Origin of the sequence: Nocardioides sp. AX2bis, from assembly GCF_902506435.1 — a bacterium.
Taxonomy (GTDB): Bacteria; Actinomycetota; Actinomycetes; order Propionibacteriales; family Nocardioidaceae; genus Nocardioides.
The window spans coordinates 385,049-400,037 of sequence record NZ_LR733215.1 but is presented as its reverse complement, the minus strand read 5'-3'; the positions used below and the strand labels follow the sequence as shown (position 1 = coordinate 400,037).

Sequence of the window (14,989 nt, the reverse complement as noted above, 5' to 3'; positions counted from 1 at the left end):
CCCATGACCCACACGGCCCACCGCCCCCACGTCGGCGGCTCCGCCAAGCCAGGTCGCTCGACCTGGTCCGACGAGGCCACCCGCGGCTCCCTGCTCCTGCTGGCCGACGCGCTGCGCGAGACCACCGGCTTCGGGGTGGTCTCGATCGGCGTCGTGGACGACACCGCGGTGTGCGAGACCGTCGCGATCACCGGGGACGACACGGCCCGCGCCGAGCTGCTCGGCACCCGGCTCCCGCTCGCGGTCCTCGAGGAGCTGATGGCGGGCGGCACCCGGGTCGGGTCGGCCGCGCTGGTACGGCGGCTGCAGCCCGACGAGGACCTGTCCCGGGTCTGGTGGACCAGCCCGGAGAAGCCCGCCGACGACGAGGGCAGCTGGCACCCGCACGACTGGCTGGCCGTGCTCGCCCACGACGACGACGGTGCGGTGGTCGGCGTGGTCCAGCTCGACCTCCCCCTGGACGGCCGGCGGCCCGACGAGCGCCGCCTGGCCGAGCTCGACCGGCGCTGCGCCACCGCCGCCCGCTCCCTGGTCACCGCCCGCGAGCGCGAGCGCCTCTCCGCCCAGGCCCGGATGGCACGCACCGCGCGCGACGTCGTGCGCCGCAGCTCGGGCCGCCAGACGATCCCCTCGATCCTGGCCCGCAGCCACACCGCGGTGATGGAGGGCTTCCGGGCGCGCGGACTCTTCATCCAGCTCCTCGGTGAGCAGGGTGTCGCCCGGGTGGGCACCGTCTACCGCGCCGACGGGCAGGAGACGTCCATCCCGCGGCCGGTCGTGGACATCGCCGAGCGCGCCGCCCGGACTGCCTGGTCGGCTCAGCAGGTCTCCGTGGTCGACCGCTGCCACCCCCGGGGGGACTGGCTCGACGACGCCGAGGCGCAGCTGCTCCAGGACTACCTCGACCCGCAGGAGATCGGCTCGGTGCTGTTCGTGCCGATCGGGGTGGGCCGCACGTGCCTGGGCAGCCTGACCCTGACCCGGGGACCCGGCGACCCGACCTGGAGCGACGTCGAGCGCTCGACCGCGCTCGACATCGGCCACGACCTCGGCCACGCGATCGTCAACGCCCGTGCGCACCGGCGGGAGCGGGAGCTCCTCACCGAGCTGCGCGAGCTCGACGCCTACAAGAGCGGCCTGATCGCCACGGTGTCGCACGAGCTGCGCAACCCGCTCAGCGCCGTCGCCGGCCACCTGGAGATCCTGCGCTCGATGCGCGACGTGATGCCCGACGGCACCGACCGCTCGCTGGCGGCGATGGAGCGTGGCACCAGCCGGCTGGAACGGATCATCGAGGACTTGCTCACCTTCTCCAAGGTCGGCGACCCCGGCCGGGTCTTCGCACCCGCGGTGATCGACCTGCGCGACGTCGTGCGCGACGTGCGCGAGCTGCACGACCTGCCGGCTCGGCGTGGCCGGCAGCGGGTCGAGGTGCAGGTGCCGGACGAGCAGGTGCTCGTCCGGGGTCTGGCCGGCGACCTCGACACGGTGGTCTCGAACCTCGTCGGCAACGCACTGAAGTACTCCGGCGAGGGCACCGTGGTGCGCCTCGAGCTGACCCAGGACGCCCGCGAGGTCGTCCTGACCTGCACCGACCAGGGCCTGGGCATCTCGCCCGCGGACCAGCGCGCGGTCTTCGGGGAGTTCTTCCGCTCCGCCGACCCCGCCGTACGCCGTCAGGGCGGCACGGGGCTGGGCCTGGCGATCGTCGGACGGATCGTCAAGCGGCACCGCGGGCGGGTCACCGTGACCTCCGAGGTCGGCGTCGGGAGCACCTTCCGCATGGTCCTGCCCAGCGTGGAGGAGTTCGAGCGCGCGGCCGCCGAGGCCGCGCTCGAGGCCGACCTCGTCGCCCAGATGCGCGGGGCGCACCTCGACCCGCACGACGACGACCGGGACGACGACGGCCCGGCCCAGGCGCCGCTGGCGAGCAGCGGGACCTGAACCGGGCCGGGGACGTCAGGTCAGTCGTTCGGGCCCATCGCCCGCGCGCCCTGGACCACGGCCTCGCGGATGCGGGTGTAGGTGCCGCAGCGGCACACGTTGCGGATCGCGTCGAGGTCCGCCTCGGTGATCGAGCGGCCCTCCCGCCTGACCCGGCGCGCCAGGGCGACGGCCTCCATGATCTGGCCGGGCTGGCAGTAGCCGCACTGGGCGACGTCCCGGTCGATCCAGGCCTGCTGCATGGGGTGCAGGTCCTTGCGGCCGTCGAGGGTGGCCAGGCCCTCGATCGTGGTGACCTTGTCGGTGCTCTTGAGGTCACCGACCCTGACCGCGCAGGGGTTGAAGGCCTTGCCGTTCACGTGCGAGGTGCACGCCTTGCACACGTTGATGCCGCACCCGTACTTCGGGCCGGTCACCTTGAGGATGTCGCGCAGCACCCAGAGGACGCGGACGTCGTCCGCCACGTTCACGGTGACGCTCTTGCCGTTGAGGATGAAGGTCTGCTTGGGCATGATCTCGTTCCTTTGTCTCTCTCGCGCGATCAGCGGGTCAGCTTGAGGCCGTTGGTGGGCGACGGCGGGACCGGCGGCACGAACGACTTGGGCGTGAAGGCGGACAGGGACGTGTCGTGCGCGATCGGGAACCGGGTCGGCATCGTCCCGGTGGCCCGCACGTAGGCGCACGCGGTCGCGGCCGCGGTCGCCGCCACCCCGGCCTCGCCCGCCCCGCCCGGGGTGGACTTGTCGGAGGGCAGGATGTGCACCTCGAGCGCCGGCGGCACGTTCCACTGCCGGGTGTAGAAGTAGTTGTCCCAGCTGGCCTCGAGGAAGTGACCGGCCTTCAGGTGGACGCTCGCGGTCAGGGTCATCGCGATCCCGTCCGAGAAGCCGCCGATCATCTGCGCCTCCAGCCCGCGCGGGTTGATCACCTTGCCCGCGTCGATCGCGAACACGCCCTTGGTCACCCGGGGACCGGTCACGGCCTCCCGGATGTCGCGGTTGACCGTGCCGGGCCGGCAGTCGATCTCGACCAGGCAGGCGGTGACGCCCTTGTACTCCTTGTGGATGGCGATGCCCTGGGCGGTGCCGGCGGGCATCCTGCGCCCCCAGTTGCCCTCCTCGGCCACCTTCTCCAGCGCCCGCTTGGTCTCCTCGTTGCGGAGGAACTCCAGCCGGTACTCCAGCGGGTCCTTGTCGGCGTCCTTCGCGAGCACGTCGACCATCAGCTCGGCGGCCACGCGGGTGTCCGGGGAGTAGATGTTGCGCATGCTGCCGGTGTTGAAGCGGCTGTCGACCTCGTTCAGCAGCTGGGTGACGGCGCCGAAGTCGTACCCGAGCTCCTGGGTGAGCACGAAGATCGTCTGCGACAGGCTGAGCTCGCCCAGGCCCGCTGGCAGGTCGGCGACGGTGGAGGTGATGACCTCGCCGAACCCGTGGCTGAAGTCGGTGACCACCGAGGTGTTGCGCTGCTCGAAGGCGAAGACCTTGCGACCGGTCCCGATCAGCGCAGGAGCGGTCACCGCCCGGATCCGGGACGTCACCATCGGGTGCAGCCGGCCCTGGCGGGGCTCGTCGGCGCGGTGCCACATCAGGCGTACGGGCACGTTGCCCAGGGCCCGCGAGCACTCGGCGGCCTCGAGCGCGTGGTTGCTGAACAGCTTGTGCCCGAACGAGCCACCGCCGGTGACCACGTTCACCGTGACCTGCTCCTGGCTGAGACCGAGCATCTTCGCGATGTCCTGCTGGGCCAGGATCGGGGACTTCAGCCCCGCCCAGACCTCCGCCGAGTCCGCGCGGACGTCGGCCACGGCGGCGTACGGCTCGAGCGCGGCCGAGGAGCGGAACATGAACTCGAAGGACAGCTCGTGGGTCTTGTTGCCGAGCAGCGGGAGGTCCGGGACCTGGCTGACCGGGGTGAACGGCAGCTCCGCACGCCGGAGCTCGGCCAGGATCGTCTCGTCCGACTCGCCCTCCACCGACCCCTGGTTCCAGGAGACCTTCATCGCGCGGATCGCGTCGATGCACTGCCCGAAGGTGCGGGCCCGCACCGCGATGCCGGTGCTGACCTGAGCCACGCCCGCGACCCCGGGCATGGCCAGGATGGCGGAGCGGTTCTGGAGCACCCGCGGCGTGCCGTTCAGCGTGGGTGCCCGGCAGATCATCGTGGGCAGGGCGCCCGCGATGTCGAGGTCCATCGCGAAGTCCTTGGCGCCGGTCACGGCCAGTCGCGCGTCGTCGCGTCCCCGCGGCGTCCCGACGATGGTCATCTCGGCGTCGTCCTTGAGCTCGACCTCGACCTCACGGTCGAACAGCCCGGCAGCCTCCTCGGCGAGGTCGCCGAAGGTCAGGGTCTCCCCGGTGGCGGTGTTCGTGATGACGCCGGCGATCACCTCGAGGCGCTCGGCGTCGGTCTCGAACCGGTTGGCCGCGGCGTCGAGCAGGGCGCGGCGGGCGATCGCCGCGGCGACCCGGATCGGGGTGTAGGTCGAGAAGGTCGTGTTCGAGCCACCGGTCAGCTGGTTCAGGAACAGCTCCGGGCGCGCGGGCGCCAGGGTGACCTTGACCTTCTTCAGCGCGATGTCGAGCTCCTCGGCGATGATCATCGCGGTGGAGGTCGTCACGCCCTGGCCGTTCTCGGAGCGCGGCAGCTCGAAGGAGGCGGTGCCGTCGGTGTTGATGACGATCTGGATCAGCTGCGAGGTGGGCAGCGCCGCGTCGGTCTGTGCGTCCTCGAGGTCGTAGACCTCCGGGATCTGCGGCGCGGACGGGATCCCGTCGGCGGTGGCCGAGCCGGCGAAGGACAGCTCGGCGGCAGCGATCAGGGTGCTGCCCCCGAGGACGTAGCCGAGGAAGCGACGGCGACGGAACCCGGTGACGCCGGCGCCCTCGTCCTGCTCGTCGAGGTTGCTGCTGATCGTGCTGGTCATGGAACCTCCAAGGTGACTGGTTACCCAGTGTTAACGTGACCGCCGCCACCAGGGTTCACCACATCGGTGGAATCTCACGAAGTGGGACTGGCCAGGTTCCGCAGCAGCAGCGCCTCGGCCAGGACGACCCGCTCGAACTCGGCCAGGTGCAGGCCCTCGTTCGCGCCGTGGGCGCGGGTGTCGGGGTCCTCGACCCCGGTCACCAGCACGCTGGCCTCCGGGAAGGTCTCGAGGAACTCGGCGATGAACGGGATCGACCCGCCGACGCCCATGTCGACCGGGCGCGTGCCGTCCCAGGCCTCCGCGAACGCCTCGCGCGCGGCGTCGTACGCCGGTCCCGTCGCGTCGATCTGGGTGGCCTCGCCGGTGTCGCTGACCACCGCGTCGAGCGTGGCGCCCCACGGCACGTGCTGCTCCAGGTGGGTGCGGAGCGCCGCGACGGCCGAGGCGGTGGTGTCGCCGGGTGCGATCCGCATGCTGATCCGGGCCCGCGCGGCCGGGACCAGGGTGTTGCTGGCGCCCTCGACCTTCGGGGCGTCCAGGCCGGTGATCGACAGCGACGGCTTGGTCCAGAGCCGCTCCACCGCGCTGCCGGAGCCGATCCAGTGCACGTCGGCGGTGGCGCCGGACTCGGCCCGCAGCCGCTCCTCGGGGTAGTCGACGTCGGCGGCGGGGCCGGCGTGCAGCCCGGCCACCGCCACGTTCCCCTCGTCGTCGTGCAGGCTCGCCAGCAGCCGGGTCAGCGCCATCAGCGCATCCGGCACCAGCCCGCCCCACATCCCGGAGTGGACGGCGTGGGTGAGGGTGCGCACGGTGACGTCCATGCGGACCAGGCCGCGCAGGCTGGTCGTCAGCGCCGGGACGCCGACGTCCCAGTTGCCCGAGTCCGCGATCACGATCACGTCGGCGGCCAGGCGCTCGCGGTGCTCGGCCAGCAGGGCCGGGAGCGTCTCGGACCCGACCTCCTCCTCGCCCTCCACGAAGACCGTGAGGTTGACCGGCAGGTCGGCACCGAAGACGCGGGCGGCGCCGAGGTGCGCCACGATCCCGGCCTTGTCGTCGGCCGCGCCGCGCGCGAAGAGCCGGCGCCCGGTCGGCGAGTCCCGCTCGGTCGGCTCGAACGGCGGGCTGTCCCAGTCGGCGTGGTCGTTCTCCGGCTGCACGTCGTGGTGCGCGTAGAGCAGCACCGTCGGTGCGCCGGCCGGCCCGGCCTTGTGCGCGATCACCGCGGGCGCCCCGTCCTCGACGGAGACCACGTCGACCCGGTCGAAGTCCTCGGCGCGCAGCAGCGTCGCGACGGCCTCGGCGCTGCGGCGCACCTCCCCGGCGCGGGCGGGGTCGGCGCTGACCGATTCGATGCGGACCAGGTCTTCGAGGTCGGCGCGCAGCCCGGGCAGCAGGGCCTGGACGCGGTCGCGGAGGTCGCCGGTGGGGTTCTCTGGGCTCATGGGGCCACGCTAGCCAGCAGCGCGCCTCAGGTGAGGGGCAGGTACGGCGCGAGGTCGGCGCGCTGGCCGGAGGCCCGGATCAGCCCGGCCGCCTCGGCCTCGGCCCAGGTGGTCGCCCCGCTGGCCAGGTCGATCCAGGTGCCGCCGTCGGTCTCCACCACGGCCGGCGGGGTGCCGCGGGTGTGCCGGACACCGGGGACGGCCTGGACCGCGGCGTACGGCGGGACCCGCACCTCGACCGAGCGACCGGGCACCCGGTCCTCGAGCACCGCGAGGTAGTGCTTGACCAGCAGTCGCCGGTCGCCCTTCTCCTCCTCGCCCGCGTGCAGGCGCGCCAGCGCGGCGGCGACGGTGGTCGGGTCGAGGAGTCGCAGACGGGCGGGCACGCCCCCAGTCTGCCCACCCCCGCCGAGATGACGCTCGCGGACAGCCGAGATGACGCTTGCGGCGCCTCGAGGTGACGTTTCCGGCGCCCCGGGCGGGTGGGAGGGGCCTCCTCGGGGCGCTGGTTGACTGTCCGGGTGCCGGAGGGCGACAGCGTCTACAAGCTCGCGCGGCGGCTCGACCGCCGGCTGCGCGGGCAGCGTGTCGTCGGTACGGACCTGCGCGTGCCCCGCCTGGCCACCCGCGACCTGACCGGTCGCACGCTGCTGGAGCACGCGACGTACGGCAAGCACCTGCTGACCCGCTTCGACGCCGGTCCGCCGGACGGCGTCGACCCGGAGCCGGTGACGCTGCACTCCCACCTGCTGATGGACGGCGAGTGGTCGGTGACCGGGCCCGGCAAGCGGCTGCCGACCCGGCTGATGAACGAGGTGCGGGTGGTCCTCGAGACCACCGGCGGCACCGGCTGGGGCCGACGGCTGCACCAGCTCGACCTGGTGCGCACCCGCGACGAGGACCGCCTGGTGGGGCACCTCGGCCCGGACCCGCTGCGGCCGGACTGGGACGCCGCGGCCGCCGTACGCCGCCTCGGCGCGGACCCGGACCGCTCCCTGGTGACCGCACTGCTCGACCAGACCCGGATGGCCGGGCTGGGCAACCTGTGGGCCAACGAGCTGGCGTTCCTGACCGGGGTCAGCCCCTGGACCCCCGTGGGCGGCATCGACCTCGCCCGCCTCGTCGACCGCGCCGCGCTCGCGCTGCGGCACTCCGCCACCGTCGAGGGCGCCTACCAGGTGACCACCGGCCTCGGCACCCGCGGCGAGACGCACTGGGTCTCCGGGCGCCAGCGGCGGGCGTGCCTGCGCTGCGGCACCGAGGTGCAGATGGTGGCCGAGCTCGAGAACGACCCCGGCAACCGGCGCACGTGGTGGTGCCCGCACTGCCAGCCCGGTCCCGGCCCGGAGACGCGGCGGCGCACGACGGGGTCCTGGTAGGCGACCAGCCTCAGGCGAGCGAGTCGAGCACGTCGACCGTGCTCGCCCACGCCGGCGACGACACGTCGATCACCGTGAAGTGGTCGCCGTCCACCTCGACCAGCGTGGCCTCCGCCCCGGCGGCGGTCGCCGCCTCGACGTAGCCGACCGACTGCGACGGGGGCACGATCGGGTCCGAGGCGCCGTGCACGCACCAGACCGGCACGTCCAGCGGGACCTGGCGGGCGGGGTCGACGATCGCGTCGTCGGGACCGTACGGGTGGCCCAGCAGGTCCTCGACCGCGCCGCCACCGAGCCCCTCCTCGGTGGCCGCGCGCAGGTCGAGCACGCCGGCCTGGCTGACCACGGCGGTCACGTCCACCCCGCCGGCCCAGCGCTCGTCGCGGCCGCGGGAGGCCGCCCACGCCGCGAGGTGGCCGCCCGCGGAGTGGCCCAGGGTCACCACGGTCGTCAGGTCGAGGCCGAGGTCGGACCGGGCGAGCAGGTCGATCGCGGCGGCGACGTCGTCCAGCGTCTCGGGCACTCCCCCGCCGTTGCCGACCCGGCGGTACTCGACGTTGAGGGTCGCCCAGCCCCGCTCGGTCAGGTCGGCGGCCAGCGGTCGGCCGAGGTCGAGGCCGTACTCCGCGCGCCAGAATCCGCCGTGCAGCACGACGACCACGCCGCGCGGCTCACCGGCGGGCCGGGCGAGCTCGGCGTACTGGCTGGGGTCGTCGCCGTAGGTCAGCCGGCCCTGCGGGAGTCCGTCGGGGCTGGTGGGCGGGGGTGGGGGCACAGGGTCGTCTCCACAGCTGCTCAGGCCGCCGACGGCTCCCGCGCCGGCCAGCAGGCCGAGACCGCGCAGGAGGGTACGGCGACGCATCGGGCTCACCCGGCCATCGAACCAGGCACCGACGACCGTCAGTCCCACCCGCCGCCGCGTCGGCCCCGCTTGACCTCGCCGCGCTGCTTCTTGGTGTCGAGGCGGCGGCGCTGCGAGCCGCGGGTCGGCCTGGTCGCCCGACGCGGCGGCGGGGGCGGTGCGGCGGCGTCGCGCACCAGCGTGGTCAGCCGCTCCCGCGCCGCCCGCCGGTTGGCCAGCTGGGTGCGGTGCTCGCTGGCCGCGATCGTGAGCGCCCCGTCGACCAGCCGGCCCGCGAGGTGCTCCAGCAGGCGGGAGCGCTGGGTGGGGGTCAGCACGGCCGAGCCCGCGACGTCCCAGCTCAGCTCGACCCGGCTGTCGGCGGTGTTGACGCCCTGGCCGCCCGGCCCGGAGCTGCGCGAGAAGCGCTCGCGCAGCTCCGCGGCGGGGATGACCAGCGACCTGGTCACCGCGAGGTCGTCGGGCATCCCCTCATGATGCCGGGCCCGCGGCCGGCTCGGCGACCCGCGGCGCCGGGGCGTAGCGCAGGTGCAGCACGCCGGTGTCGAACGCCTCGCTCGAGAGCAGGGTCAGCGGCGTGCGGTCGCCGTCCTCGAACAGCCGGGCGCCGGTGCCGACCGCGATCGGGTCGACCAGCAGCACCAGCTCGTCGAGCAGGCCCTCGGCGAGCAGCCAGCGCACGGTCGTGGCGCAGCCCGACATCGCGATCGTGCCCGTGGTCGCGGCCTTCAGCTCGGCGACCCGGCGCGCGGCGTCGTCGCCCGGGATGACCGTGGTGTTCTCCCAGTCGGCCGAGGTGAGCGTCGAGGAGACGACGTACTTGGCGATCGGGTTGATGACCTCGCCGAACTCGTCGGTGGTGTTGCCGGGCCAGTACTGCGACCACTGGTCGTAGAGCACGCGTCCCATCAGGTAGGCCGAGGCCTCGCCGGCAACCTGGTCGACAGCGCGCCCCATGGCGTCGTCGAAGTAGGGGAAGTGCCACTCGTGCGGCGACTCCACCACCCCGTCGACCGTGGTGAAGAAGCAGGCGACGATGCGTCCCATGGGGGGGGTCCTCCCGGTTGTGGGCGCCCGCTCCGGGGTGGCGGGCGCGTCTCATCCTCTCCGACCGCGCCGACGCCCGGGACTCATCGGCCCGTCGGGCCGGCGTCAGCGGCGGCGGGCCCGCAGGACGGCGTCGGTGAACTCGGCGGTGCCGCCCTCGGGGTGCGGACCGGTCCGGGTCCGGGCCTCCACGGCCTCGAGCTCGAAGGCGTCCGGGTCGAGCGCCGGGACGAGCTCCTCGGCGGTGAAGAGCCAGGTGGGGTCGCCGTGCCGGGCCCCGGTGCCGAGGTCGGCGGGGTGGTGCCCGACCACGAGCAGCGTGCCGCCGGGAGCGACCGCACCGGCGAGGCGTCGTACGACGTCGGGCAGCCGCTGGTCGGGCTGGTGGAAGAAGTGCGAGGTGACCAGGTCCCAGCGCTCCTCGCCGGGCTCCCAGGTGCGCACGTCGGCGTCCCGCCAGGTCGTACGGCCGTCCACCCCGGTGTCGGCGGCGTGCTGGGCGGCGCGCTCCCGGGCGACCCGGCTGAACTCGAGCCCGACGACCTCCCAGCCCTGGGTCGCGAGCCAGATCGCGTCGCCGCCCTCCCCGCTGCCGACGTCGAGCGCGCGGCCCGGCGCCAGCGAGACGGCCTCGGTGGCGAGCACCGGGTTGACCCGCCCGCTCCAGATCCGGTCGGCGGCGGCGTACCGCTCGTCCCAGGCGGGGCTCTCGAAGAACAGGCGGCGCATCTCGGCGTCGTCGGGCTGGTCGGGGTGCGGGGCGCTCATGCGTCCAGCCTGCTCCCTGACGGTCGCGACGACAAACCCTGTTGCCGATCGGCAACGACCTGCGGGGTCCTGGCGCGGGTGACGGGCGTGGGACGCCGGCGGGCGCGCGGTGTACACATGTGCCCATGGACGCCCACGACGCCGGACGCACCGCGCGTTCCCTCGAGACCCTGCACGCCCTCTGCTACTTCTCCGCGGAGGTCGAGTCGGCGTTGGTCGACCTCGGGCTCCGCAAGGGCCGGATGTGCTACTTCGCCGGCCGTGCCGCTCCGATGGGCCGTGTCGGTGGCGGCCCGGTCGCCGCGACCTTCTACGTCTTCAACCCCTCCCTGGTCGGCCACTTCATCCCCTCGGCCTGGGAGATCGCCTCGCCGGAGGACGTCCACGAGGCCCGCTACCGCGGCGTCGACGCGGCCTACCGCAACCTGCTCGGCGAGGAGGTCGTCGCCTCCGCCGAGATGGCCGAGGCCGCCGGGATCGCGCGGGAGCTGGCGGAGGGGTGCACGCCCGACGGCCGCGCCCTGCACGCCGCGCACGCCGACATGGCGTGGCCCGAGGACCCGCACCTCGTGCTGTTCCACGCGCTGACCCTGGTGCGCGAGCACCGCGGCGACGGCCACGTGGCCGCCCTCCTGCACGCCGGGCTCACCGGCCGCGAGGCCCTGGTCAGCCACACCGCCACCGGCAAGGGCTTCACCGTCCCGGCCGCCCAGGCCACCCGCGGCTGGTCGGCCGAGGAGTGGCAGGCCAGCGTCGACGCGCTGGCCGACCGGGGCCTGATGACGCCCGGCGGCGACCTGACCGACGACGGCATCGCTCTGCGCGAGCAGGTCGAGGCCGAGACCGACCGCCTCGGCCTGGCCCCCTGGGCCGCGCTGGGCGAGGAGAAGGCCACCCGCCTGCGCGAGCTGGCGCGCCCGTTCGCCAAGCAGGCCGTCGCCGCCGGGGCGTTCCCCGGCGGTGTCTTCGCCTGAGCCTGACCGGCGCCGAGGTGGTGGCCCGGGACGTCATACGGAGGGTGGAGACGTAGCCACCCTCCGGATGACGTCCCGGGCCTGCTGACCGAGCTCAGCCGAGGACGGCCGGCAGCGTCGCGGTCCAGGTCGCGTGCAGCTCCTCGAGCGGCACGTCCAGCACCGTCTCTCCGCCCGCACCGACCACCAGGGCGTCGCCGCCCGTCGTGCCGAGGAGGGTCAGTGGGACGCCGTGGTGGGTGGCCAGGGCGATCAGCGCCTCGACGCCGGTCTCCGAGACGGTGACCACGCAGCGGGCCGCGGACTCCGAGAAGAGCGCGACGAACGGGTCGCCGCCGGCCACCCCGTCCAGCGCGACGGTGCAGCCGACCCGCTCGCCGCGGCCGCCGATCGCCGCCTCGACCAGGGTCTGGGCCAGGCCGCCGTCGGACAGGTCGTGCGCGCTGGTCACCAGCATCCCGGCCGACGCCTCGACCAGGAGGGCGGCCAGGGCCTGCTCGGCGTCGAGGTCGACCAGCGGCGGCAGCCCACCGAGGTGGTCGTGCACGACGTGCGCCCACTCGGAGCCCGACAGCTCCTCGCGGGTGTCGCCGAGCAGCAGGACGGCCTCGCCGGCGTGGGCGAAGTGCGAGGCGGTACGTCGGGCGACGTCCTCGAGCACGCCCAGCACGGCCACGACGGGCGTGGGCAGGATGGGCGTCTCGGCGGTCTGGTTGTAGAGGCTGACGTTGCCGCCGGTGACCGGGGTGCCGAGCGCCAGGCAGGCGTCCTTCAGGCCCCGACAGGCCTCGGCGAACTGCCACATCACCGCCGGGTCCTCGGGCGAGCCGAAGTTGAGGCAGTCGCTGACCGCGAGCGGCCGGCCGCCGACCGTGGCGACGTTGCGGTGCGCCTCGGCCAGGGCGAGCTGCGCGCCGGCGTACGGGTCGAGCTTGGCGTAGCGGCCGTTGCCGTCGGTGGCCAGGGCGACCCCCAGCCCCGACTCGGCGTCGATGCGCAGCACGCCGCCGTCGGAGGGCTGCGCGAGCACGGTGTCGCCGCGCACGTAGCGGTCGTACTGGTCGGTGATCCAGGACTTGTCGCAGAGGTTCGGCGAGCCGACCAGGCGCAGCAGGGTCTCGCGCAGCTCCGCCGGGGTGCCCGGGCGGGGCAGCAGCTCGGCGCGGTCGGCCTGGAGCGCGTCCTGCCAGTCCGGGCGGGCCAGCGGCCGCTCGTAGACCGGCCCGTCGTGGGCCACGGTGCGTGGGTCGACGTCGACGACGGTCTCGCCCTGCCAGTCGATGCGCAGCCGCTCGTCGCCGGTGACCTCGCCGACCACGGTGGCCTCGACGTCCCACTTGGCGCAGATCTCGAGGAAGGTGGCGACGTGGTCGGGGTGGACCACCGCCATCATCCGCTCCTGGCTCTCGCTCATCAGGATCTCCTCCGGCGACAGCGAGGAGTCGCGCAGCAGCACCTTGTCGAGCTCGACGTGCATGCCGCCGTCGCCGGCCGCGGCCAGCTCGGAGGTGGCGCAGGAGATGCCGGCCGCGCCGAAGTCCTGGATCCCGGCCACGACGCCGGCGGCGAAGAGCTCGAGGGTGCACTCGATGAGCAGCTTCTCCATGAACGGGTCGCCGACCTGCACGCTCGGGCGCTTGGCGGGCCCGTCCTCGTCGAAGGTCACCGAGGCCAGGATCGAGGCACCACCGATGCCGTCGCCACCGGTGCGCGCGCCGTAGAGCACGACCTGGTTGCCCTCGCCCGACGCCTGCGCGAGGTGGAGGTCCTCGTGGCGCAGCACCCCGACGCACAGCGCGTTGACCAGCGGGTTGCCGAGGTAGGAGGCGTCGAAGACCGCCTCGCCGCCGATGTTGGGCAGGCCGAGGCAGTTGCCGTAGCCGCCGACGCCGGCCACGATCCCGGGCAGCACCCGGCGGGTGTCCTCGGCGTGCAGCGGGCCGAAGCGCAGCGGGTCCATCACCGCGACCGGTCGGGCGCCCATCGCCAGGATGTCGCGGACGATGCCGCCGACGCCGGTCGCGGCGCCCTGGTACGGCTCGACGTACGACGGGTGGTTGTGCGACTCGACCTTGAACGTGACCGCGTACCCCTGCCCGATGTCGAGCACGCCGGCGTTCTCGCCGATCCCGGCCAGCATCGGCCCGGCCGGCGTCTCCTGCGGGATCTCGGAGAACTGCCTGAGGTGCACCTTGGAGGACTTGTAGGAGCAGTGCTCGCTCCACATCACCGAGTACATCGCCAGCTCGCTGCCGGTGGGGCGACGGCCGAGGATCTCGCGGATCCGGGCGTACTCGTCGGCGGCGAGCCCGAGCTCGGCGAACGGCTGCTCGCGATCGGGGTCCTGGGCGGCGGCGGAGACGGTGTCGAGCACGGCCGCCAACCTACCGGCGCGGGAGCCCGAACCTCAGCCCGGACTCCTGGGGACTCAGGCACGAGGTGGCGCCGCACACTCGCAGGAGCCACTTGAGCGACGTCGTCGGGGACCCGAGCGCCGGGACCTCGCAGGCCAGGTCGAGGAGGTGCTCGTCGACGACCTGCGCCGAGTGCACCCGCCAGGTCCGCTCCGTCGGCACCAGACCGCGTGCCACCTCCCGCTCGGTCCACCGCAGCTCCCAGGCCTCCCGTCGTCGCCGCCCTCCCGGCAGGTCGAGCATCGCGACGCGCCGCGCGACCGCCTCGGGTGACCACCACTCCGGCGCGCAGGCCTCACGGAACCAGCCCGGCAGGGCGGCGACCACGGCCCCCACCGCACCGGCGTCCTCGCCGCCGTCGGCGGGAGGAGGGGGAAGCGTCGTGGTCACCTCGAGGACCGATCCCATGAGCTCCAGGAAGCGACCGAGCACGACCTCGGCGGGGTCCTCGGTGCGGACCCGCCGGGCGGCGTGGCGCACCGAGGGCCAGTCGGCGGCCGGCTCCGGGGGATCCCACCCCGGCCGTCGGACCCGCGCGAGCTCCGAGGCGTCCCCGGCGCCGACGGGCCAGTCCCACAGGCGGGGCGTGTCGGCGGCGTACCCGATCCGTCGTCGTCCTGCCGGCGGGTCGCCCTCGACCGGCTGCTCCGCCAGGTGCCCACCGACGCCCAGCGTCGCCAGGGTCGTCGTGTCCTCCAGCACCCACCCCTTGCGGTCCGCGAGCCACGCCAGCAACGGACCCACGTCCCACCGCTGCTCGACCTCGACGCGCGACGGCGCCGGCACCAGCCGGCCTCCCGGCGGGTCCCCACGCACCAGCGCCTGCCCGATCCAGAGCCGCGGCTCGCCGCCGGCCGTCACGGCGTCGGTCACCATCGGCTGCAGCAGGCCCAGCCCGTCCCCAGGCGCTGCCACCGGCACCTCCTCACGCTGCTCCGGCGGTCTCCGCCCACGCCACCGGCTCACCGTCGGTGCACGGGTTCCTCGTCGAGCACGGCCCGGGCGGCCGCCGTCGGCAGGTCCACCACCAGGGAGCCGACCAAGGACTCCAGACCCTCGACATCGATCTCGAGGTCAGCCACCGCCGCGCCCCCGTTCTGGCTCCGGCCCGTTCCGGTGCCGCCGGGACGGCATCCTAGGCGCCCTGGACCCGCACGGTCGCTCGATGCACGACGTTCCGCCCACACCGCGCTGACCTGCGGAAACTACGACGTTGTAGTTCATCGC

Annotated in this window: 13 protein-coding genes; 3 read left to right on the top strand and 10 right to left on the bottom strand. The window is 74.1% G+C overall.

Translation table 11 applies throughout. From position 1 onward, the window contains the following. On the top strand, positions 1 to 1,944 hold a 1,944-nt coding region (locus GV155_RS01980; RefSeq protein WP_236553860.1), incomplete at its 5' end, for a sensor histidine kinase. A 20-nt stretch (positions 1,945 to 1,964) separates the two neighbouring features. Here GV155_RS01980 and GV155_RS01975 read toward each other — a convergent pair. From GV155_RS01975 to GV155_RS01960, 4 genes are all read right to left on the bottom strand, one after another. Then, a complete protein-coding gene (locus GV155_RS01975; RefSeq protein ID WP_160004737.1) occupies positions 1,965 to 2,456 on the bottom strand; it encodes a (2Fe-2S)-binding protein in 492 nt (163 codons plus the stop codon). 29 nt (positions 2,457 to 2,485) lie between these two features. Beyond that, positions 2,486 to 4,870 (bottom strand): molybdopterin cofactor-binding domain-containing protein, encoded by a 2,385-nt coding sequence (locus GV155_RS01970; protein WP_160004735.1) that lies wholly within the window; start codon positions 4,868 to 4,870, stop codon positions 2,486 to 2,488. Positions 4,871 to 4,944: 74 nt separating this feature from the next. After that, positions 4,945 to 6,318, bottom strand: coding sequence for a dipeptidase (locus tag GV155_RS01965; protein WP_160004733.1), 1,374 nt, complete (start codon positions 6,316 to 6,318; stop codon positions 4,945 to 4,947). A 26-nt stretch (positions 6,319 to 6,344) separates the two neighbouring features. After that, positions 6,345 to 6,704: a sterol carrier family protein gene (locus tag GV155_RS01960; RefSeq protein WP_160004731.1), complete on the bottom strand. Its 360-nt coding sequence runs from the start codon at positions 6,702 to 6,704 to the stop codon at positions 6,345 to 6,347. Positions 6,705 to 6,839: 135 nt separating this feature from the next. Between GV155_RS01960 and GV155_RS01955 the strand changes: the two genes are divergently transcribed. Then, positions 6,840 to 7,697, top strand: a complete 858-nt coding sequence (locus tag GV155_RS01955; RefSeq protein ID WP_160004729.1) for a DNA-formamidopyrimidine glycosylase family protein — start codon at positions 6,840 to 6,842, stop codon at positions 7,695 to 7,697. Positions 7,698 to 7,707: 10 nt separating this feature from the next. On the opposite strand, the gene GV155_RS01950 is transcribed toward GV155_RS01955, so the two are convergent. The 4 genes from GV155_RS01950 to GV155_RS01935 all read right to left on the bottom strand — a co-directional run bounded on the left by GV155_RS01950 (position 7,708) and on the right by GV155_RS01935 (position 10,374). Continuing rightward, complete coding sequence (locus tag GV155_RS01950) at positions 7,708 to 8,559, bottom strand: alpha/beta hydrolase (protein WP_160010712.1); 852 nt, start codon at positions 8,557 to 8,559, stop codon at positions 7,708 to 7,710. 38 nt (positions 8,560 to 8,597) lie between these two features. Next, positions 8,598 to 9,026, bottom strand: a complete 429-nt coding sequence (gene arfB, locus GV155_RS01945) for an alternative ribosome rescue aminoacyl-tRNA hydrolase ArfB (RefSeq protein WP_160004727.1) — start codon at positions 9,024 to 9,026, stop codon at positions 8,598 to 8,600. Positions 9,027 to 9,030: 4 nt separating this feature from the next. Then, positions 9,031 to 9,606 carry a dihydrofolate reductase family protein gene (locus tag GV155_RS01940; protein WP_160004725.1) on the bottom strand — a complete coding sequence of 192 codons (576 nt, stop codon included), beginning with the start codon at positions 9,604 to 9,606 and terminating at the stop codon, positions 9,031 to 9,033. A 105-nt stretch (positions 9,607 to 9,711) separates the two neighbouring features. After that, positions 9,712 to 10,374 (bottom strand): class I SAM-dependent methyltransferase, encoded by a 663-nt coding sequence (locus GV155_RS01935; RefSeq protein ID WP_201300021.1) that lies wholly within the window; start codon positions 10,372 to 10,374, stop codon positions 9,712 to 9,714. A gap of 125 nt (positions 10,375 to 10,499) precedes the next feature. On the opposite strand from GV155_RS01935, the gene GV155_RS01930 reads away from it, so the two are divergent. Next, positions 10,500 to 11,348 (top strand): SCO6745 family protein, encoded by an 849-nt coding sequence (locus GV155_RS01930; RefSeq protein ID WP_160004723.1) that lies wholly within the window; start codon positions 10,500 to 10,502, stop codon positions 11,346 to 11,348. Positions 11,349 to 11,442: 94 nt separating this feature from the next. Here GV155_RS01930 and purL read toward each other — a convergent pair whose 3' ends face one another. Both purL and GV155_RS01920 read right to left on the bottom strand, forming a co-directional pair. Beyond that, positions 11,443 to 13,722 (bottom strand): phosphoribosylformylglycinamidine synthase subunit PurL, encoded by a 2,280-nt coding sequence (purL, locus tag GV155_RS01925; RefSeq protein ID WP_160004721.1) that lies wholly within the window; start codon positions 13,720 to 13,722, stop codon positions 11,443 to 11,445. Between the two features lie 10 nt (positions 13,723 to 13,732). Then, on the bottom strand, positions 13,733 to 14,677 hold the full coding sequence (locus GV155_RS01920) for a hypothetical protein (RefSeq protein WP_160004719.1): 945 nt from the start codon (positions 14,675 to 14,677) through the stop codon (positions 13,733 to 13,735). Positions 14,678 to 14,989: the final 312 nt, after the last annotated feature.